The 20,582-nt window shown below is 37.8% G+C and carries 20 protein-coding genes; 2 read left to right on the forward strand and 18 right to left on the reverse strand.

The window, feature by feature from the left end:
* Positions 1-9: 9 nt before the first annotated feature.
* Complete coding sequence (locus J2X07_RS08635; protein ID WP_310258057.1) at positions 10-1,290, reverse strand: DEAD/DEAH box helicase; 1,281 nt, start codon at positions 1,288-1,290, stop codon at positions 10-12.
* Positions 1,291-1,469: 179 nt separating this feature from the next.
* Here J2X07_RS08635 and vrrA point away from each other — a divergent pair, with 179 nt between their 5' ends.
* Together vrrA and J2X07_RS08645 are read left to right on the forward strand one after the other, a co-directional pair.
* On the forward strand, positions 1,470-2,096 hold the full coding sequence (vrrA, locus tag J2X07_RS08640; RefSeq protein WP_310258058.1) for a VrrA/YqfQ family protein: 627 nt from the start codon (positions 1,470-1,472) through the stop codon (positions 2,094-2,096).
* A gap of 115 nt (positions 2,097-2,211) precedes the next feature.
* On the forward strand, positions 2,212-3,156 hold the full coding sequence (locus J2X07_RS08645; protein ID WP_310258059.1) for a 4-hydroxy-3-methylbut-2-enyl diphosphate reductase: 945 nt from the start codon (positions 2,212-2,214) through the stop codon (positions 3,154-3,156).
* A 33-nt stretch (positions 3,157-3,189) separates the two neighbouring features.
* On the opposite strand, the gene J2X07_RS08650 is transcribed toward J2X07_RS08645, so the two are convergent.
* The 17 genes from J2X07_RS08650 to J2X07_RS08730 all read right to left on the reverse strand — a co-directional run bounded on the left by J2X07_RS08650 (position 3,190) and on the right by J2X07_RS08730 (position 20,573).
* The gene (locus J2X07_RS08650) at positions 3,190-4,311 is read right to left on the reverse strand and encodes a Nif3-like dinuclear metal center hexameric protein (protein ID WP_310258060.1); all 1,122 of its coding nucleotides are present in this window, start codon (positions 4,309-4,311) and stop codon (positions 3,190-3,192) included.
* A complete protein-coding gene (locus tag J2X07_RS08655; RefSeq protein ID WP_310258061.1) occupies positions 4,308-5,009 on the reverse strand; it encodes a tRNA (adenine(22)-N(1))-methyltransferase in 702 nt (233 codons plus the stop codon). The genes J2X07_RS08650 and J2X07_RS08655 overlap by 4 nt, the downstream gene beginning before the upstream one ends.
* Before the next feature lie 115 nt (positions 5,010-5,124).
* Positions 5,125-5,469: a cytochrome c550 gene (gene cccA, locus J2X07_RS08660; protein ID WP_310258062.1), complete on the reverse strand. Its 345-nt coding sequence runs from the start codon at positions 5,467-5,469 to the stop codon at positions 5,125-5,127.
* Positions 5,470-5,909: 440 nt separating this feature from the next.
* Positions 5,910-7,526: an AMP-binding protein gene (locus J2X07_RS08665; RefSeq protein WP_310258063.1), complete on the reverse strand. Its 1,617-nt coding sequence runs from the start codon at positions 7,524-7,526 to the stop codon at positions 5,910-5,912.
* A 348-nt stretch (positions 7,527-7,874) separates the two neighbouring features.
* Positions 7,875-9,014, reverse strand: coding sequence for an acyl-CoA dehydrogenase family protein (locus J2X07_RS08670; RefSeq protein WP_310258064.1), 1,140 nt, complete (start codon positions 9,012-9,014; stop codon positions 7,875-7,877).
* 255 nt (positions 9,015-9,269) lie between these two features.
* Positions 9,270-10,400, reverse strand: coding sequence for an RNA polymerase sigma factor RpoD (gene rpoD, locus J2X07_RS08675; RefSeq protein ID WP_310258065.1), 1,131 nt, complete (start codon positions 10,398-10,400; stop codon positions 9,270-9,272).
* Positions 10,401-10,442: 42 nt separating this feature from the next.
* Positions 10,443-12,251, reverse strand: a complete 1,809-nt coding sequence (dnaG, locus tag J2X07_RS08680; RefSeq protein WP_310258066.1) for a DNA primase — start codon at positions 12,249-12,251, stop codon at positions 10,443-10,445.
* Positions 12,252-12,311: 60 nt separating this feature from the next.
* Positions 12,312-12,800, reverse strand: coding sequence for a YaiI/YqxD family protein (locus J2X07_RS08685; RefSeq protein ID WP_310258067.1), 489 nt, complete (start codon positions 12,798-12,800; stop codon positions 12,312-12,314).
* 629 nt (positions 12,801-13,429) lie between these two features.
* On the reverse strand, positions 13,430-14,245 hold the full coding sequence (locus J2X07_RS08690) for a pyruvate, water dikinase regulatory protein (RefSeq protein WP_310258068.1): 816 nt from the start codon (positions 14,243-14,245) through the stop codon (positions 13,430-13,432).
* A 17-nt stretch (positions 14,246-14,262) separates the two neighbouring features.
* The gene (locus tag J2X07_RS08695; protein ID WP_310258069.1) at positions 14,263-14,910 is read right to left on the reverse strand and encodes a helix-turn-helix transcriptional regulator; all 648 of its coding nucleotides are present in this window, start codon (positions 14,908-14,910) and stop codon (positions 14,263-14,265) included.
* A 95-nt stretch (positions 14,911-15,005) separates the two neighbouring features.
* Positions 15,006-15,755 (reverse strand): DNA repair protein RecO, encoded by a 750-nt coding sequence (recO, locus tag J2X07_RS08700; RefSeq protein WP_310258070.1) that lies wholly within the window; start codon positions 15,753-15,755, stop codon positions 15,006-15,008.
* Positions 15,756-15,795: 40 nt separating this feature from the next.
* Positions 15,796-15,939, reverse strand: a complete 144-nt coding sequence (locus tag J2X07_RS08705; protein WP_310258071.1) for a YqzL family protein — start codon at positions 15,937-15,939, stop codon at positions 15,796-15,798.
* A 348-nt stretch (positions 15,940-16,287) separates the two neighbouring features.
* A complete protein-coding gene (gene era, locus J2X07_RS08710) occupies positions 16,288-17,196 on the reverse strand; it encodes a GTPase Era (RefSeq protein WP_310258072.1) in 909 nt (302 codons plus the stop codon).
* Positions 17,189-17,587, reverse strand: a complete 399-nt coding sequence (locus J2X07_RS08715) for a cytidine deaminase (protein ID WP_310258073.1) — start codon at positions 17,585-17,587, stop codon at positions 17,189-17,191. Before J2X07_RS08715 ends, era begins: the two co-directional genes overlap by 8 nt.
* Positions 17,588-17,620: 33 nt before the next feature.
* Positions 17,621-17,989 carry a diacylglycerol kinase family protein gene (locus J2X07_RS08720; RefSeq protein ID WP_310258074.1) on the reverse strand — a complete coding sequence of 123 codons (369 nt, stop codon included), beginning with the start codon at positions 17,987-17,989 and terminating at the stop codon, positions 17,621-17,623.
* Positions 17,986-18,456 carry an rRNA maturation RNase YbeY gene (gene ybeY, locus J2X07_RS08725; RefSeq protein WP_310258075.1) on the reverse strand — a complete coding sequence of 157 codons (471 nt, stop codon included), beginning with the start codon at positions 18,454-18,456 and terminating at the stop codon, positions 17,986-17,988. The genes J2X07_RS08720 and ybeY overlap by 4 nt, the downstream gene beginning before the upstream one ends.
* A complete protein-coding gene (locus J2X07_RS08730) occupies positions 18,453-20,573 on the reverse strand; it encodes an HD family phosphohydrolase (protein WP_310258076.1) in 2,121 nt (706 codons plus the stop codon). Before J2X07_RS08730 ends, ybeY begins: the two co-directional genes overlap by 4 nt.
* Positions 20,574-20,582 lie beyond the last annotated feature (9 nt).

A 20,582-nucleotide genomic window follows, 5' to 3' on the forward strand; every position in this document is an offset into this window, starting at 1 on the left:
AGTAAAACTTTATTTCTGATTTCTTCTATTTTTCTTCATTAATTTTTTCTTTTGTTCATCTAATTTCTTTTTATATCCCGGTTTAACTTTTTTCGGTTTTGGTACATAAACACTGTCTTGTGGTTTGGCACTTGCCTTTTCTCGCTGTTTTACAGCTATCCATTCACCATTTTTATACTGTTCAAATTGAAAGCTGATCTTTCTCTCTTTTAGCTTTTGAACGGCATGCTGATCAGTAGGCTCAAATAAAGATGCACAGATCCCTGACATTCCAGCACGGCCTGTTCTGCCTGCTCTATGGATATAAAAGTCGAGATCTTTCGGGAATTCGTAATTAATGATGTGGCTTACACCTTTAATGTCTATCCCTCTAGCTGCAAGATCTGTTGCAACTAAAAATTGAAATTCTGCTTTTTGAACACGTTTCATAATGTTTTTTCTTGTTCGCGGCGGAATATCTCCATGCAATCGCTCAACACTTAAACCTTCACTTGCCATAGCATCAGCAATTTCATCAACTGTTTTTTTTGTATTCGCAAAAATAATAGCAAAGAATGGATTAAAATCTTTTGCTGTTTTGAGAAGCATCGTTAGTTTATCTTTGTGCTTCGTCTCAAGAAGGACATGTTTAATGTCTTTTGCTGTAACATGCTGAGGCTCAACATGAACATGTTTTGGGTTCTTCATGTATTTCTTCAAGAAGGGCTGCAGTTTTTCTGGAACCGTTGCTGAAAATACCATCATTTGCAGTTCGTTCGCCATCCGGGATGCAATATGGTCTACGTCTTCAATAAAGCCCATATCGAGCATTTGATCTGCTTCATCTACAACAAGCATGTTTGCTGTATAAACAACTAGTTCTTGTGCCTTTACAAGGTCATTAATCCGGCCGGGAGTACCAATGACTAGCTGTGGTACTGATTTAAGTTTTTCTGCCATCCTTTTTCTATCTGTACCGCCTACGATGGCTTTTGCACGGATTTGTTCTTCTTCAGGCATCTGTTCTGAAATTTTTAAAAATTCATTATAGATCTGTTGTGCTAATTCTCTGGTAGGAGCTGTAATCACTGCCTGCACTTCATCTTTTTTATTATCAATTCTGTGCATAAGAGGAAGTAAGAAAGCGAATGTCTTTCCCGAACCAGTTTGAGATTGTCCGATCATGTCCTGTCCATTAATAATTCCTGGTACAACACGTTCCTGAATGTCTGTTGGTTTTTTAAAACCAATATTCATTAATGCATCTTGCAATGATTCATTTATTTTTAACCGTTCAAACGGAGTTTTCATATGTTCACCTTTTCTTTTTAGATCAAAATTCTGTTCACTTTTAGTATTATAGATTAACTTTTGCTTTTCCGCCAATGTTCCTTGGCTAAAACGAATAAAACCGGGATAAATATCACACAAGTTTGACAGAATTTCATATTCTGTATATGAGCGTATTATTATGGAAAGGAGGGGGAATTATGCAGCCTTATTACAGATATCCAACTCAGCCCCAACATCCTATGCAGCCCTTTCAAGTCAATCCGCACATGTATGGCATGAACAGAGTGCCTGGGATGAATGCAATGCCGCCTATTCCTGGATCTGTTGACCGATTTCTAGGCACAATCGGCAATGGAGGAGTGCCAGGCGGCGGTACGAATGTGTTTACAATGTTAACTAACGTTCAGAAAGTGTTAAAAGTTGCCGAAACGATGGGACCTATGATTAAACAATATGGTCCTGCAATGAGAAATCTTCCATCATTAATGACTGCTTTTAAGGACTTTCAATCTGGAGGATCTAGTAAAAACGACGATGATTCCACAAGTCCAGACACCTCCAATAAAGCTGAGGAAAAAGAGAAAAACCAAGAGAAAAAAGAAGATAATGAACTAATTAAAAAAGAAAAAGATAAAAAAGAGATAAAAGAGAAAGTAGAGATAAAAGAAAAAAAAGAAATGGCCGTTCCACAGGAGCTAAAATCTGAAAAGAAAACTCCCCAAAATTCAAAAAAACGGTCTCCGGCAACAAAAACCGTACCTTCACACCCACAATCTAATAAACCAAGAGGATACCACCTCTCAGGACCAAAACTTTATGTGTAAGTATTCTGTTTGAGTTCTTTTGCTCTCTCCTTTATAATTGATTTACAGAAATAAAATCTCCCAAGACAGCGCATTCTGTGCTGTCTTTTATATGGTAAAGGAGAGAGGTTTAATCATGGAAATTATAAAAATATCACCAAGAGGGTATTGTTATGGAGTTGTAGATGCTATGGTGATGGCTCGACAGGCTGCAAAGGACCCTACCCTTCCAAGACCGATATATATATTAGGCATGATTGTTCATAACAAGCATGTGACTGACGCTTTCGAAGAAGAAGGTATCATTACACTTGATGGGGATAACCGCTTAGATATTATCCGAAAAATTGATTCTGGCACAGTTATTTATACTGCCCATGGTGTCTCACCAGAAGTAAGAAGAATTGCTTTAGAAAAAGGATTATATGAAATTGACGCAACTTGTCCTGATGTTACGAAAACGCATGATCTGATTCGAGAAAAAGAAAAAGAAGGTTATGAGATTGTTTACATCGGTAAAAAAGGACATCCTGAACCTGAAGGAGCGATTGGTATTGCTCCGCACATTGTCCATCTTGTTGAAAATGTAGGCGATTTGGACCAGCTGCAAATAACGAGTGAAAAACTTTTGATTACGAATCAGACAACAATGAGCCAATGGGATGTTGCTGAACTTATAAAACGCTTGTTAATGAAATATCCGCACGCAGAAGTTCATAAAGAAATCTGCCTTGCTACACAAGTACGTCAAGAAGCTGTAGCAGGTCAGGCTGGTGAATGCGACTTAGTTCTTGTTGTCGGAGATCCAAGAAGCAATAATTCAAACAGACTTGCTCAAGTATCAGAAGAAATTGCCGGAACTCAAGCATACCGAATCTCAGATGTATCCGAAATTAATCTTGATTGGTTAAAAGGAGTTAAAAAAGTAGGTATTACATCTGGTGCATCAACCCCGACTCCTATTACAAAAGAAGTCATCGATTTTCTTCAAACATATGACGAGAATAACAAAGAAACTTGGGAAAAAGAACGTAAAGTAACTTTGAATCGCATATTGCCAAAAGTAAAAGAAAAGAAATAAAAAAATCTGGTCCGCCGAGGCGGACCAGATTTTTTACATAAAAGTAAAAGGTTCTGTAACAATTTTCGATTCAATTACAGCTGTTCCATATTTTCGCATAGCCAGTTCATTCTCCAGAACTAGCTTTAGTTCCTTTTTCATAATCTTCTCAATGTGATGACCCGCATCTACTATGGTTAATCCTTCAGCTTGGGCATCATGCGCATTATGATAATAAATATCTCCTGTAACTAATACATCTGCACCATTTCTTGCTGCCGGGAAAATATATTTGTTTCCGTCCCCGCCAACGACTGCTACTTTTTTAATGGAATGATCATGTCCTATTATTACTCTAACATTTTTGATTCCAAAGGCTTTTTTTACATGTTCAGCAAATTCCTCGATCGTCATTTCTTTTTCGAGTACACCAATCTTTCCAATCCCAAGTTCACTCCCTTTATTTAATAAAGGAAAAATATCATAAGCCACTTCTTCATAAGGATGTGCTTTTTTCATTGCTGAGAGTACCTGGTTTTTCAATTTTAATGGAAGTATAGATTCAATCTTAACTTCTTCTGCCTTTTCAAGTTTATCCTTTTCTCCCAAATATGGATTGGTTCCTTCTAATGGCATGAATGTTCCCATACCGTTAGAAGAAAATGTACAGTTACTGTAATTCCCTATGTGGCCGGCACCCGCGTTCCCGATCGCCTGTCTGACAGCCTCAGCATGTGTTGAGGGTACATAGACACTCAGTTTTATTATTTGTTCTTCATAGGTAGGCAATAGAACTTCTGTCTGTTGCAGCTGTAATGCACTGGAAAGCCAATCATTTACGCCTGGCGCTGTAACATCTAAATTTGTGTGAGCTGCATAGACAGTAATATCATTTTTAATAAGTTTTTCTATTACTCTGCCTTGAGGTGCAGCTGTATCAATTTTTTTTAATGGACGATACAGTAAAGGGTGATGAGCAATAATTAAATCAATCCCTTCCTGTATAGCCTCATCTACAACACTTTCAAGTACATCTAACGCAATCATCACCTTATGAACAGATTTATTCAGCGAACCGACTTGCAGTCCAATTGGATCGCCTTCGACTGCTAACTTTTTTGGTGCAAAGCTTTCAAGCAGAGAAATGATAAACTGCCCATTTGCCGTTTTTGTCATTCCATCCACTCCTCTACATAGTTTATGTTGTTTATTAATTCTTCTTTTTTTATGTCAGACGTTTCATTCCTTGCTTTTTGCATTTGAGTTAAAATAGTATTCCATTGTTTGACTTCCCCTGACCATTTTTCCGTAAACGCTTTGTTTTGATTTTTTATTAAAAATGGTCCAAGCAGCAATTCTGCTTCTATATTGCTGGAGTAAGGCTGTTTTCCAGCACGATCTGCCACAAGGATTTCATATATTTTGCCGTCTTCTGACAAAATCTCTTCTGCAACAAGAACCCAATTTTCTTTTAAAAGCCACTTCCTAACGGTTTTAGCACCTACATTTGGCTGCAAAATTAAACGTATTGTCTTGCCTAATTTAGTTTTCCCATTTTCAAGAATAGAGGTTATAAGCGCTCCGCCCATACCGCAAATCGTAATGACTTCTGCCTCATTTTCATTAAGCACGGCTAAACCGTCGCCTTTTCTAACTTCAATAATCTCAGTTAATTCATTTAGCACAACTTGCTGTTTTGCAGATAAAAACGGTCCTTCTGTAATCTCTCCAGCAATAGCTTTTTTAATCGTATTTTTCAATCCTAAGTAACAAGGTAAATATGCGTGATCTGAACCAATATCAGCTAAAATAGTTCCCTCAGGTACAAATGATGCTACTCTTTCAAGTCTTTTTGATAATTTTTCGGAATTCATTTATATCACCGCTTCTTTATATTCATTCGTTCTATTATTTTAATCATTTACTATTCTTTACTGCAACCATAAAAAAAAGCTTCTTGTTGTAAAGAAACAAGAAGCTTTTTTTATTTTATTTTTTTTCAGAAAGCCACTTTACTACTATTTTTGCTTCTTCGCCTTTAATAACACCAGCTGGCATTCCACCGCTCTTACCGTTTTTAACGATCTCAGCAATCTCTTTTTCAGAATATTTGCCACCGATGTTTGATAGTTTAGGACCTACATTACCTTCTAAGTTCTGCCCGTGACAAGAAGAACAGTTTTGTTTGAAGATAGCTTGTGGATCCATCGCAGCCTTTTCTTTATTTTGGCTAGCTTGATGCATTTTGTTTACACCATATCCGCCCATCGTAAGCATGAGAATAATTCCAATAACTCCAATAATTGCAAAAGGAATGAGTGGATTACGCTTCATTCAAATTCCTCCTTCGTCTGTATCACACATTTGTTGTTTTTAAAAACTCTTATTATGTATTAATAATCCATTTTCTATTGTACTTTAAAAGCGTTTACTTGGGAAGGGCAAACTATAACTTTCCCAGTTTTGTCACAAGATATAACATTTAATAAAATTTGTATGAAAACGAATAAAATCAAGGATATCCACAAACTTTTCGGCTGATTATAGGAAAACGAAAACGATGAATGCCAGCACATCCAAATAGAAGATGGCTGTTTTCGCAACCATTATTTTTTTGAAAGCTGTTATCCCCTTTTTTTAGGATGTTTGCTTTCCATCAAAGCTTTGGTGAGTCACAGGGAAGACAAATGAAGTGCTGCTCCTAAGACAAGGAAAGTTTCGACAGCGTTACATCAAGCGCAAAAAAAGATGAGCCAAGGCTTGGCTCATCCTCCTCATGAAAAATTCACTGACAATGATTCTAACGCTTGTTCTCTAAGCTTATATTTTTGTATTTTACCTGAAGCCGTCATAGGGTATTCATCTAGAAACAAATAGTACTCCGGAATTTTAAAATTTGAGATCTTCCCTCTGCAGTACTCTTTTAGTTCTTCTGCAGATATTTTATAGCCGTCTTTGAGTTGAATACATGCTGCAACTCTTTCTCCAAACTTTTTATCCGGTACACCAATTACCTGAACATCCAAAATTGCTGGATGAGCATATAAAAACTCTTCAACTTCTCTAGGGTATACATTCTCCCCGCCGCGGATAATCATATCTTTCAATCGGCCAGTGATTCTGAAATAACCATCCTCATCAATAGTTGCTAGATCACCTGTATGAAGCCACCCTTCTGAGTCAATAGCTTCAGCAGTCGCTTCAGGCATTTTGTAGTAGCCTTTCATCACATGGTACCCTCTTGTGCAAAGCTCACCCTGTTCACCTATTTTTACTTCTTTATTTGTAACAGGATCGATTATCCTTGCTTCAACCTGAGTATGTTTCTTACCGACGGTCTCAACCTTTCTTTCGATTGAATCGTCTGTTCTTGTTTGTGTGATTACAGGAGAAGATTCGGTTTGTCCATACGCAATTGTAATTTCTGTCATACCCATTTTATCGATAACTTTTTTCATAACTTCAATCGGACAAGGTGAACCAGCCATAATTCCAGTTCTGAGTGTGCTTAAATCATATTCTTCAAAATCTGGAAGATTTAGCTCCGCTATAAACATGGTAGGAACACCATGCAGACCTGTACACTTTTCTTTTTCTACCGTCTCTAATACTTCTTTGGGATCAAATTGAACTACTGGTACCATTGTTGCTCCTACAGATACAGCTGCCAGCACCCCAAGAACACAACCGAAGCAATGAAAGAATGGCACTGGGATACAAAGTTTGTCTAGATTTGTGAGATTCATACTTTCAGCGATTTGTCTTGCGTTATTTACGATATTATAATGTGTCAGCATTACACCTTTTGGAAACCCTGTTGTCCCTGAAGTATATTGCATATTTATCACATCATCATAGTGAAGGGAAGCTTCTCTTACATGCAATTCTTCATCGCTGATTGATTCTCCTAATGCCAGCATGTCATCAAAGCCTTGATAAGTAGCCATATCCTTTTTATCTAGATGGACAAAATGTTTGAGCATAGGAAAGTCATCCATTCTTTCATTTACGCTATCGACCATTTTCCGATAGGAAGTAGAGCGGAATTCTTCTATAAAAAACAACGCTTTTGAGTCAGACTGCTTTAACAAATAATCTAGTTCTTTCTGTTGATAGTTCGTATTTACAGTTACTAGTACAGCTCCAGCTCTTGCTGATCCGAATTGTAAAAGCAGCCACTCCGGAACGTTCGTTGCCCACACAGCAATGTGATCACCTTTTTTGATTCCCATTGCCATTAAACCCTTTGCAACCTTTGAGGTTAGCTCATAAAACTCTTGATAGGTGTATCGAATTCCAAGTTTACTGTAAACAATAGCTTCTTGAGCTGTGTTTTTTTTCGCTTGTTCTTTTAAACAATCTCCAACAGTTACCTGCATTAACTCAGCCATAAGTTACCCCCATCACTTGTTTTAAAAAAAAGGCTGTTTTCGCATACTTAGTTGCTCTTATAAGTAGTTGATTTCCGCTACAGGATGCTCGCTTTCGGTCAAAAGTTTAATGGTCATGAACGCAAAAAGCGCCTTCTTCACCCATTCCCCTTTTGCTTGTCGAGGCTGACCAGACGCTTCCGCTTTTCGTCTGTCCCGCTGATCCCGCAGGACAAGGAAGGCAACGGCCGCACGAAGAAAATGAGATTTCCAATTTTGAGGAGTCTCGCACCTTGCACTATAATCAACTTTTCAAAGTGAACACAACTTGCCAAAAGCAACAATCTTTTAGAAAAGAGCCAAAAAAAATCAGCAGCCAATCTCTCTGGCAATTACGATTCGTTGAATTTCAGATGTACCTTCTCCGATTTCAAGCAGCTTGGCATCTCTGAAATAACGTTCAACATGATAATCTCTCATATATCCATTACCGCCGTGAATTTGTACGGATTCGGAACAAATTTGCATACATGCTTCAGATGCATATAATTTTGCCATTGAAGCTTCTTTAGAAAATTTCTTTCCTTGGTCCTTTAACCAAGCGGCTTTATAAACCATCATTCTAGCTAGTTCAATTTTCATTGCCATATCAGCCAATTTAAATTGGATCGCTTGAAATTTAGAAATCGATCTTCCAAACTGTTTACGTTCTTTTGCGTATGATAGGGCCTTATCATACGCTGCCTGAGCAATTCCTACTGCCATAGCACCTATACCTATTCTCCCGCCGTCTAACGTTACCAAGAACTGTTTAAATCCATCTCCGCGCTTGCCAAGCAAGCTATCTTCAGGTACTTTTACATCTTCCATAAATAATTCCGTTGTATTAGAAGAATGAAGCCCCATTTTTTCATAATTATCGGTTACACGAAATCCAGGAGAATCCGTTGGAACAATTATGGCTGAAATCTCTTTATTGTCTCCGTTTCGATTCGTAATAGCGGTTAAAGCCAAATGTTTAGCATAGCTGGCATTCGTTATATAACACTTGCTTCCATTAATTAACCACTCACCATTGTTTAAAACAGCAGTCGTCTCCGTCCCTCCGGCATCTGACCCCGCATTTGGTTCTGTCAATCCGAATGCACCAAAAGATTCTCCGGTACAAATAGGAGTTAGATACTTTTCCTTTTGTTCATGTGAACCAAATAAATTTAAAGGTGCGCCGCCTAGAGATACGTGTGCAGAATATGTAATACCTGTTGAACCGCATGCACGGCTTAATTCTTCAACTGCAATGGCAAAACTGATCGTGTCTGCCCCCCCGCCGCCATATTCTTCAGGAAACGGTAAACCCATCATGCCTAATTTAGAAAGTTTTTGAAAAATTTCTAATGGGAATTCCTTATTCTTATCTCTTGCTTCTGCTCCTGGTGCAACGACTTCATCAGCAAATTCTCTCATCATTTTTTGGATCATTAACTGCTCTTCTGTTAATGTAAAATTCATTGTTGTATCCCACCCTTTAATTATTTACGCTCTTATTTGTATGCGCTTACAATATAATTATAGATATAAAGCCTGAATTTTTACAAGATTTAAACGATTTTAAAATTAATTTTATGTATTTCTCCTTAGGAAAATCCGCATATCGCATGAAGAATAGATTAATTTCTTGAAAAGGTGATTTGCATTGAGGTGGAATAAAAAGTAAAATGATAAAAAAGAGATAAAATAAAAAAGCCTGCCGTATAGGCAAGCTCTTTATTCAAGAAAATCTTTTAGTCGTTTACTTCTGCTTGGGTGACGAAGTTTACGGAGTGCTTTTGCTTCAATCTGGCGAATCCGTTCACGAGTTACACCAAAGACTTTCCCTACTTCTTCTAGGGTTCGGGTTCGTCCATCATCAAGTCCAAAACGTAATCGAAGTACGTTTTCTTCACGATCTGTAAGTGTATCGAGAACGTCTTCAAGCTGTTCTTTTAATAGTTCATAAGCTGCTGCTTCAGAAGGAGCAAGTGCATCCTGATCTTCAATAAAGTCACCAAGATGGGAATCGTCTTCTTCACCGATAGGCGTTTCCAATGATACAGGCTCTTGAGCAATTTTTAATATTTCTCGAACCTTTTCAGGAGTTAATTCCATTTCTGCCCCAATTTCTTCAGGTGAAGGTTCACGTCCTAAATCTTGAAGAAGCTGGCGTTGAACTCGGATTAATTTGTTGATCGTTTCAACCATATGAACAGGAATACGAATCGTACGTGCTTGGTCAGCAATTGCACGGGTAATCGCCTGACGAATCCACCAAGTAGCATACGTACTAAATTTAAAACCTTTATCATAGTCGAACTTTTCAACCGCTTTAATTAATCCCATGTTGCCCTCTTGAATAAGGTCCAGGAAAAGCATACCACGGCCAACATAACGTTTTGCGATACTTACAACGAGTCGTAAGTTTGCTTCTGCCAAACGGCGTTTTGCCTCATCGTCCCCGTTCTCAATTCTTTTAGCCAATTCGATTTCCTCATCTGCAGAGAGAAGGTCGACACGGCCAATTTCTTTCAAATACATACGTACAGGGTCATTAATTTTTACGCCTGGAGGAACGCTTAAGTCATTAAGATCAAACTCTTCCTCATCCTTTTCCATTTCAAACTTCGGATCCTCATCTTCATCGCTATCATCTGAAGCCTCAGCTACTTCAATACCTTGCTCTTCAAGATAGTGATAGAATTCATCCATTTGATCAGAATCTTGTTCAAACGGTGCTAGCTTTCCTGTAATTTCTGTATATGTCAGTTGACCTCTTTTTTTACCCGCTTCAACTAACTGCTCTTTTACTTGATCGATGGTTAATTCGCCTTCCGTCCCTTGACGGTTTGGTTTTTCAGCCATTCGATCCCCTCCTTCCAAAACTTCAACCACCCTGTATCCCGATTATTTAAGAGATCGTTTCATTCTCATAATTTCTTGGGCAATTTGGGCTGCCAGTTTTATTTCATTCCTTTGTATTGCGCTTTGCTGCTGTTTCTCTTTTTCTTGTATTTCTCGCAATAAAGGATAGCTTGAAATAATTCGAATATAATCAGCAAGCTCGTGTTCATTAAGTTCATCACTGATCGTGAGCATAGCTAACTCTGATGCAAGTTTTCTTAATTTGTCGTCATCAATCCGCTGCATGACTAACCCTACATTGGGTTTATTTCCTTCTTCATAAAAGGCATACAAATAGGCAGCGATTGCATTATGCTCTTCGACATTAAAGCCAGATTCAAGCTTTTCTTGAATTAGAAAGGCTGACTCTTCACTTTTAAGCATGTGCGCAAGAACAATTCTTTCCGCATTTAAATTTCTCGGCAATAAAGACTTCTGCAAAAGTGTTTGTATTTTAAAATTATTATCCCGCTTTTTTGGGCTGTTATCCTTTGACCTTTGCTGTTGCTTGAAAGTCTGTGTCTGCTGCTGCTTTAATGCATCTAACGACAAATTAAATTCAGAAGCGATTTGCCGGAGATAGTGATCTCTTTCGACCGCTTTTGGAAGACGGGCAATCTCATTGATAATCTCTTCGATGTAGATCATTCGTTCTCCTTCATCTCGAAGATTTTTACCGCGTCTATAATATTGTATTTTAAATGCCATTACAGTTAGACTAGCCCCTATTATATCCTTTAGAAACGATTCGTTCCCATATTTATTGATATAGTCATCAGGATCCATACCATCTGGCATTTGAGATATCTTTACCGTGCATCCTTGCTTAACTAATATTTCAGATGCCCGAAAGGCTGCTTCTACGCCTGCCTTGTCAGAATCGTAGCAGATTGTGACAGATTGAACATTTCTCCTCAAAATGGCAGCATGATCTTCCGTTAATGAGGTACCTAAGGTCGCTACTCCATTTGTTACACCTGCTCTAAACGCAGAAATGGTGTCCACATAGCCTTCAAATATTACAGCATGCTGTTTCTGCCTTATTTCCGCCCGAGAAAGATTAAGTCCATAAAGTGTCTTTCCTTTGTGAAAAATTTTTGATTCTGGACTATTTAAATACTTAGGTTCGTCATTTGCTTCTAATACTCTTCCACCGAATGCGACCACAGTACCAGTACGATCCCAAATGGGAAACATAATTCTGTTTCGGAATCGGTCATATGGTTTCCCATCTGATTGCCGTTTTCCGATCAGACCTGCTTTTTCAGCAACTGAAATATCCAACCCTCGTTTTTCAATAAAGCGTGATGCTGTTTCCCAGGAATCAGGTGCAAACCCTATCTGAAAGCGTTCAATGGATTCTCTAGTAAATCCTCGTTTTTCGAGATAATCTAATGCAGGTCTTCCCTGTTTGGTGTGGAGTAAACAATGATGATACAATTTAGCCAATAATTCATGAATCTCGGCCATTGCTTTTTTTTCGTCAGTACCTTTAACGGAGTAATTTTGCTGATTGATCTGAGGCAGTTCAATAGCGCTTTTCTTCCCTAATTGAGCTAGTGCCTCAATAAAGGAATATCCCTCAATGTTCATTAAAAAGGAATAAACATTTCCTCCAGCTCCGCAGCCAAAACAGTGATAGATCTGTTTGTCAGGTGAGACAGAAAAAGATGGCGACTTTTCTCCATGAAATGGACATAAGCCAAAATAATTTCTGCCTTGTTTTTTCAGCGGAACATAATCACTTATCACGTCCACAATATCATTTGAAGACCTGATTTTTTCTATTAAATCTTCTGGAATCCGTTCCATATTACCACCACAGAATCTATTGTTTCATATTGTTACTAGTTATATATTCGTGCCAGAATGTTATTTTCCTTCAACATTCGACAGGATTTCGCAAAAAACTGTAGAGAATCTTTCTGCATCCTCCTTCGTGAATTTTGCAGGACCTTTAGAATGAACACCAGAACGCCTCGCCTTAGCTGATAGATAACGTTCATGAAGCACTCGCTCCATTTCATCCTCTTGAAAGTGTTTCCCTCTAGGAGTAACAACATAAACCCCTTTTGGCAAAAGAAGACTTGCCAGGGCATGATCTTGTGTTACCACAATATCATTTTTTTTCGAATGATTATGTATGTACATATCCACTTCCTCTGGTCTTGCATCAACCATAATCCATTTGCCTGGCTGATCTGTATTACTCGCATGAGCAAAAGAAGTAACAAAGATGGGCTCAAAATGGTATTCTTTTGAGCAACTATGAATTACATCTTTTATTAACACGGGGCAAGCATCTGCATCAATGAATACATTAAATTTTTTCATAATCATATGTTCTACTTTTACAGTCATTCTCCTGCATTTCATCATATTTGTCGAAAAATAGCATAGTAAATGTATCACTATTTTGGTCAAACTTTTTATTTTTAATCACAATTTATTATTATAATAAAAACCTTATGATATTACCAGTAAAAAGATCGTAAATATTTGTATTACCAAGCGGCAGAAAGAGATCACAGGATCATAGATGTTCCTACATGAGCACCGAGAAAACGAAAATGACGAAGAGATTCGCCGCTTATCAATAAGTTGTTCATTTTGAAGCAAGAAGGTAGAGAAAATGAGATTTTCGAGGCGCGGATTGTAGTTGTTCCTACATGAGCACCGAGAAAACGAAAATGACAAAGAGATTCGCCTCTTATCAATAAGTTTGTTCATTTAGAAGCAAGAAGGTCGAGGAAATGAGATTTTCGAGGCGCGGATTGTAGTTGTTCCTACATGAGCACCGAGAAAACGAAAATGACAAAGAGATTCGCCGCTTATCAATAAGTTTGTTCATTTAGAAGCAAGAGGGTCGAGGAAATGAGATTTTCGAGGCGCGGATTGTAGTTGTTCCTACATGAGCACCGAGAAAACGAAAATGACGAAGAGATTCGACGCTTATCAATGAACAAAAAAAAAAGCGCATTAAATAGCGCTTATTTGTATGACTTCCCTTGAAAAAGGTTATAGATAACATTTGCCGATTCTTCAACTGCTTTATTGGACACTTCTACCACTCTGCAGCCGATTCGATCTACTATTTTATTAAAATAAATTAATTCCTGCTTTATTCTTTCCATATTGGCATAATTGGCTTCTGAATCTAAACCTAGTGCTTTTAACCTTTCACGCCTTATATCATTTAGTTTCTCCGGACTGATTTTTAATCCGAAACATTTCTTTGGTGAAACTTTAAACAATTCTTCCGGTGGTTCAACCTCTGGAACAATTGGTACATTTGCCACCTTTAAACGTTTATGTGCTAAATATTGTGAAAGAGGAGTCTTCGAAGTTCTTGAAACGCCAATAAGAACAACATCCGCTTTCAAAATGCCTCTAGGATCTCTGCCATCATCATATTTCACTGCGAATTCAATAGCTTCTACTTTTCTAAAGTATTCATCATCCAGCTTATGTACAACTCCAGGCTCATATCGCGGCACTTGATTTAGCCACGATTGCAGCTGATTCATCATAGGTCCCATTATATCAACCGTTGGAATTCCGTATCGGGCAGCTTGCTGTGCTACATATTTACTCACTTCAGGAATCACAAGTGTGTATGCAATGATACCATTATGATCTTTTGCCAAAGATATTACTTCATCAATCGTTTCTTTATCTTCAACATAGGGAACCCTTTTAATTTCAATACCGTTGGAATTAAACTGACTTGCAGCTGCTTTAACAACCAATTCGGCAGTTTCGCCAACTGAGTCTGATATGATATATACGATTGGACGTCCTGTCATTTCGGCCTCCCCATTTATTAAAGTATTTCATCATGCGCAAGCTCGACTAAAGCTTTTGTAATATTCGTTTTCGTAATTCTTCCCACGACTTCAAGTCCATTTTCGTTCTGGGATTTTTTCACCACTGGCAGCCCATCGATCTGTTTATCAATTAAGATGTGAGCAATGTCCAGTAAAAAGTCGTCTTTATAACAATAAGTGATGTTCGGCATTCTTGTCATTATAATATTAATCGGTATGGTGTTTATTTCTTGTTTCCCCATACTTGCACGCAATAAATCTTTTCGTGAAACAACACCAACAAGATGACCGTTTTTATTGATAATATACAAAGCACCAACATCTTCTAAAAACATCGTACATATGGCTTCATACACAGTCGATGATTCTTGGACTACAACAGGCATTGACGTGAATTCAGCAACTTTTATTTTTTTAATTTTTTCTGTAAGCAGCTGCGAGCCTGTTTTTCCTGTGTAAAAATAACCTACTCTCGGCCTTGCATCTAAATAACCAGCCATCGTCAATATTGCCAGGTCAGGACGTAAAGTAGCTCTGGTTAGATCAAGCTGATCTGCAATATGTTCCCCTGTAATCGGGCCATGATCTTTAACAATCTCAACTATCTTTTGCTGCCTCTTATTTAGTTCGATCTTGTACACCACCCTTACCGGTTCCAATGTGTCATACTTATTTTCATTATTATAACTTATTTCCTTCTTAAAAAGCACTAAAAAACTGTAAAGAAAAACTTTACAGTTCAATCGGATAATTGGTCGAGTTGTTTTAAAAATTTCTTTGACTTTAGAAAAACACCTGAATATTCATCCATATAGGTATCAAACAAAGTCCTCAATTCACGTTTTGTTTCTTTTTTCAATGTAACGTTGCCGAGTCTCGCCAGATCGAAATCATAAAACATATGCAATAAACGGACAGCAGATTGAGAGATATTCATCCTGTATGGGTCTTTGTAGGCACATCGCTCACAAAGGAAACCTCCCTCTCTAATAGAAAAGGAAAAGTTACCTTCTTTAGCACCGCATGATACACATTTGCTAAGCTCTGGAACAATTCCTGATGTTTTCATCATTTTAATTTCAAATAAAAAAGTAATGACCTCAGGATCAATCCCATGGTCAATGTAATCCAGCGCTTGTTTTATCCAGCCGAATAGATCAGGCTTTAAATCATTTTCAGTTGTCAAACGATCAAGAAGTTCCGATAAATAAGCGGCATATGCTGTTTTCACAAGGTCTTCACGTATTCTTCTAAATGATGAAAGCGCTTCTCCTTGCTGGAGCGTGCCTAAACCTTTATTCGTTCTTTGAAAAACAAATATACCGTATGTAAACAATTGCGTAATGGAAGTGAAGCGGCTTTTTGGTTTTTTCGCTCCCCTAGCCATTACGCCTATTTTTCCTAATTCTTTTGTGTACAGTGTAATAATCGTATTAGATTCACCATACGGAATGGTTTTTATGACAATTCCTTCTACTTTATAAAGCAAGGTACTTCACCCTCCTGAAAGTAAGAAGGCAACCTGTTATTTAATGAAAAGGAGGTTCCTCAAGAGGCTCTTCAGAAAGAATAACTGCAGGTGGTGCTGTTATTTCATGGTCTAGCTCTTTGTATAACAAATAGGTATCAATATTGCCTGTTTCACAGAAAACTTTCCATGTAAACTCTTTCATGATTATTGACACACCTTTCTATTTGTTTTTCTCCTGATATAACTAGGTTGACCTTGGGACTTTATTTTCATGACAAGGAAATATTAACATTTTTGTCAAGGCAGTTTTCGCATACTTTGTTGCTTTTGAAAGTAGTTGATTTCCGTTTCAGGATGCTTGCTTTCCGCGGGGCGTGCGGTGAGCCCATTCGTCACTTTGCGACATTGAATGGTCTCTCCTGTCCCACTGTTCCCGCAGGAGTCTCACACCTTGCACTTCAATCAACTTGCACTCGAAGACTCTTTATCAAAAAGACAAAAACGTAAAAGCAACTATTTTTTAGAAAGAATCTTTAGAAAAGAGTCTTAATCAATAATCGTCTTCATTAAAACCAAACTCAGCTAGCTGCTTTTGACGATTTCTCCAATCTGTCTGAACCTTAACATAAAGTTCCAAAAAGACTCTTGATCCCAAAAGTGTTTCAATATCAGCTCGTGCCCGCTTTCCAATCTCTTTAAGCATTTTACCTTGCTTGCCTATGATAATCCCTTTTTGAGAAGCACGCTCAACAATTATCGTTGCATTTACAAAAACAACATTTTTTTCCTCGCGTACTTTCATTTCTTCTATTACTACAGCAACAGAATGTGGAATTTCTTCGCGTGTAAGGTGAAGAACTTTTTCTCGAACTAATTCTGCTGTTATGAATCGTTCCGGGTGATCGGTAACTTGATCTTCCGGGTAAAATTGAGGTCCTTCTTCCATATAAGAAACAATTTGAGTGAGCAGTGTATCCACGTTGTTGCCGTTTAATGCTGATATTGGAATAACTTCTTGTACATCCAGCTTATTCCGGTACATATCAATCAATGGCAGCAAATCATCAGGATGAACTGTATCAATTTTGTTTACAACTAGAAATACTGGATTCTTAACATTTTGAAGTCTGTCAATGATAAATTGATCTCCTCGCCCATACCCTTCTTGAGCATTTATGACGAATAAAATAAGATCAACTTCATTTAATGTCTGCTGAGCTGTTCTCGTCATAAAATCACCGAGTTTATGCTTAGGCTTGTGAATTCCTGGCGTGTCGATGAAAATGACCTGAGCGTCTTCTGTCGTATAAACAGCTTGAATCTTGTTTCTTGTCGTCTGTGGTTTATCACTCATTATGGCGATCTTTTGTCCAATGACTTTGTTTAGCAGTGTCGACTTACCGACATTAGGTCTTCCGATAATCGTAACAAATCCGGATTTATAGCCTTCTTTAGTCATTCAAATCCTCCGGGGAAAAAGCTCCTGGCAGCAATTCCTTTACTTTAAGTTCCTGCATGTCCCCTTTTAAATTAGTTAAATACACTGGCATTTCGGGAGGGCATAATTCAGAAATCACTTGACGGCAAGCACCACATGGAGGTACTGGGCGCTTCGTATCGGCTACTACTGCGATTGCACTGAGCTTGGTATCGCCTTCTGTATACGCTTTAAATAACGCTGTTCTTTCTGCACAGCAAGTCATACTATATGCCGCGTTTTCAATATTTGCGCCGTGATAAACTTTACCCTCTTCAGAGAGTAATGCTGCACCTACTTGAAATTTAGAATAAGGTACATATGCTTTTTCTCTCGCTAATTTCGCTTGTTCTATTAGTTGTTCTTTGTTCATTTTTCTCGTCACCCTCTTAACGTTCTATGCGTATTAACGCAGGATGCTAATTATAGGTTCTATAAATAGCAGTATACCGATTATAACAGCAAAAATAGAAAAAACCAAAACTGCTCCTGCAGCAGCATCCTTGGCTTGTTTTGCCAAGGGATGAATATTTTGAGTGACAAGGTCTACTGTCTTCTCAATAGCGGTATTCAGTAATTCCAGAGCTAAGACCATACCAATTACAATAAACAGTACAATCATTCGCAGACTAGAAAAATCAAGTGCAATCGCTGTAAAAATAACGATTACACTTAAAAGAGTGTGAATTTTAAAATTTTGTTCGCTCTTAAATACTTCTGCTATTCCTTCAAAAGCGTATTTAAAGCTTGAAAATAACTTTTTCCACTTAATCATCTTTTTAATCCATAAAGCTCCAATATCTCTTCTTGACGCCCGAACATTCTTTTTTCATCTTCCTCATTCATATGATCGTAACCGAGAAGATGAAGGAAACCATGAACGGCAAGGAATCCCATTTCTCTATCCATGGAATGACCAAAATCTGCAGCTTGTTCTTCAGCAACATCGACACATATAATGATATCTCCTAAAAATCTTGTTTCTTCTCCGCCTATTATTTCGATTTCGTCTTCTCCCATTTCTTCCATAGCAAATGAAATGACGTCCGTAACACTGTCTTTTTCTCTATATTCTTTATTGATTTCCTGTATTCTTTCTTTCGTCACTAATGTAACAGAGACTTCTGAAGTGCTTAGCCCTTCCATTTCAGCAGCTTTTTGAAGAACATTTGAAATTAATTCTGCATATGCCTCACTGTTCTCATCCATTTCATTTAAATATTCCACATGTAATTTTGTCATTGTTTTTCCACCTTTTTCGTTTCTTCTGGATACTCGATTCGGGAATGAAAAATTCCGTGAAGTGTCTCGCTTAACGTTTTTGCAACGGTATCTAATTCCTTCAGAGTAAGATCACATTCATCAAATTGGCCATCTTCGAGTCTATCATTAATAATTTTTCGAATAATCTGATCTATTTTTACTGGTGTTGGCTTAGATAGAGATCTTACAGCAGCTTCAACTGCATCAGAAATTCCGATAATAGCCACTTCTTTTGTTTGAGCCTTTGGACCTGGATACCGAAAATCCGTTTCCGATATTTCTTTTTCCGATAACTGTGAAGCTTTGTGGAAGAAATATTTCAGTAAAGTTGTTCCATGGTGCTGTTCTGCAATATCAACAATTTCCTTAGGAATCTTATTCGCTCTTAGCATGTCTGCCCCATCATATGGATGAGCAGTGATTATCGTTTTACTCAGCTGCGGAGCTATTTTATCATGCGGATTATCCATGTTCATTTGATTTTCAATGAAAAAGTGAGGTCTTTTTGTTTTTCCGACATCATGATAATAAGACCCTACTCGTGCCAGCAGTCCATTTGCGCCAATCGATTCGCACGCGGCTTCTGAAAGGTTCGCAACCATTATGCTATGGTGATACGTACCCGGAGCTTCCATTAGAACCTTCCGCAAAATAGGGTGATTTGGATTGGAAAGTTCGATAAGCTTAGTCACTGATAAAATATTAAAAGATGACTCAATAACAGGCAGCAATCCTAGTGTAAGCACAGCAGAAATAAAACCTGATAATGCGGCACATCCAAGATCTAAACCAATTTGCCACGATGTAAACTTCCCGTTTAATAGCAATAGTACACTAGCTACTGTTAGGATGGCTATAAAAGAAACAAAAAATCCTGCTTGCAGTATTTTAGAACGCTGCTGCGCTCTCCCAAGAAATACTACGCCGGCGACCCCGTTGAAAAGCACATATAAACTCATAATAAAATTAAAGTTTCCTGTTGTCTGTTCATTAAAAATCAGAGCAGCACTAAGGGCAAATATGACAGTTGATACCACTGCCAGCTCTTCGTTAAACAGCATCTTAATCATCATTGCACCAGCAGCAACAGGAACAAGGTACATTAAGCTTGATAGCCCCGCTCCAGAACTTAAACTCACTAGCTTCATTACAACAAGAGTCATCGTAAATAATAAAGCATAGATCGTAACGTACTTTTTAAAATGCTCTTTCGCTCTTTCTTCTTTCATGAAATAGTAAAGTGATGACATCAGAATGAGAACAAAAATAAACAAACCGTAATAAGGGTAAGTTTTCATTTCCTGGTCGAGCAGACCAACAATCTTTAACCTTTGATAAATTTCTGGTGTAATCACCGTACCGCTCTTAGCAAGAACTTCTCCCTCGCGTATAACAACTTCTTCTACCTTATCGCTTGCTTCTTTTCGCTTTTGGCGTGTTTTTTCTGTATCCAAAGTCTTGTTTGCAATAATAAAACTTTGTGTAATCTCTTCAGCTGCGATCCTTAACCCATAAGATAAATTTCTATTGTCCCGGATTAATCCAACCGCTTTATCTCTTGCATTCTCTACCTCTTCAACTTTAATCGGCTCTTTTAGTACAATGTTGACAACGGAAACGGTAATTCGTTTCATGTTGCTTAATTCACTTTCGGTCGCCTGAAACATCGCTGTTAGTGTATCTTCAGAAATCTCTGAAGTATCTATGTACTGCTTTAATTGATCAACTTTCTGCTCGTAGGTTAACTGCGGTTCTTCTTTCTTCTTTTTACTTTCCGTTTGATTGATTGTCTTTATTAGATCAATTAGATCCCCTAATTGCTGAGATTGTTCATATGCTACATCTTTATTAAAGGTGTATTCATTGTTTACACTTTCTGCAGCGAGCCTTCTTTTGGCTTCCGTCTGATCTTCTAGAGGAATGGTAATAGGAGATTGAATATCCCTAGGTGCTCTTTCATAAACATGTACGTCCACAACATTCGGAATAACATTGCTGACTAAAATAATATATAAAATGATTCCCATAATGATAAAAGATACAGATGCTACACTTAATCTAAAATATTTCGACAGCAAGCGTCTCAGGTTGGCCAAACTTTACCA

Source organism: Fictibacillus barbaricus (genome assembly GCF_031457135.1).
GTDB lineage: Bacteria > Bacillota > Bacilli > Bacillales > Fictibacillaceae > Fictibacillus > Fictibacillus barbaricus_A.

Coding starts and splice junctions, on each gene's coding strand:
- vrrA (WP_310258058.1), top strand. CDS start 1,470: ATGCAGCCTTATTACAGATATCCAACTCAGCCCCAACATCCTATGCAG.
- J2X07_RS08645 (WP_310258059.1), top strand. CDS start 2,212: ATGGAAATTATAAAAATATCACCAAGAGGGTATTGTTATGGAGTTGTA.
- J2X07_RS08635 (WP_310258057.1), bottom strand. CDS start 1,290: ATGAAAACTCCGTTTGAACGGTTAAAAATAAATGAATCATTGCAAGAT.
- J2X07_RS08650 (WP_310258060.1), bottom strand. CDS start 4,311: ATGACAAAAACGGCAAATGGGCAGTTTATCATTTCTCTGCTTGAAAGC.
- J2X07_RS08685 (WP_310258067.1), bottom strand. CDS start 12,800: ATGACTGTAAAAGTAGAACATATGATTATGAAAAAATTTAATGTATTC.
- dnaG (WP_310258066.1), bottom strand. CDS start 12,251: ATGGAACGGATTCCAGAAGATTTAATAGAAAAAATCAGGTCTTCAAAT.
- J2X07_RS08690 (WP_310258068.1), bottom strand. CDS start 14,245: ATGACAGGACGTCCAATCGTATATATCATATCAGACTCAGTTGGCGAA.
- cccA (WP_310258062.1), bottom strand. CDS start 5,469: ATGAAGCGTAATCCACTCATTCCTTTTGCAATTATTGGAGTTATTGGA.
- era (WP_310258072.1), bottom strand. CDS start 17,196: ATGACTAAAGAAGGCTATAAATCCGGATTTGTTACGATTATCGGAAGA.
- rpoD (WP_310258065.1), bottom strand. CDS start 10,400: ATGGCTGAAAAACCAAACCGTCAAGGGACGGAAGGCGAATTAACCATC.
- J2X07_RS08665 (WP_310258063.1), bottom strand. CDS start 7,526: ATGGCTGAGTTAATGCAGGTAACTGTTGGAGATTGTTTAAAAGAACAA.
- J2X07_RS08705 (WP_310258071.1), bottom strand. CDS start 15,939: ATGAAAGAGTTTACATGGAAAGTTTTCTGTGAAACAGGCAATATTGAT.
- J2X07_RS08720 (WP_310258074.1), bottom strand. CDS start 17,989: ATGATTAAGTGGAAAAAGTTATTTTCAAGCTTTAAATACGCTTTTGAA.
- J2X07_RS08670 (WP_310258064.1), bottom strand. CDS start 9,014: ATGAATTTTACATTAACAGAAGAGCAGTTAATGATCCAAAAAATGATG.
- J2X07_RS08715 (WP_310258073.1), bottom strand. CDS start 17,587: ATGAACAAAGAACAACTAATAGAACAAGCGAAATTAGCGAGAGAAAAA.
- J2X07_RS08655 (WP_310258061.1), bottom strand. CDS start 5,009: ATGAATTCCGAAAAATTATCAAAAAGACTTGAAAGAGTAGCATCATTT.
- ybeY (WP_310258075.1), bottom strand. CDS start 18,456: ATGACAAAATTACATGTGGAATATTTAAATGAAATGGATGAGAACAGT.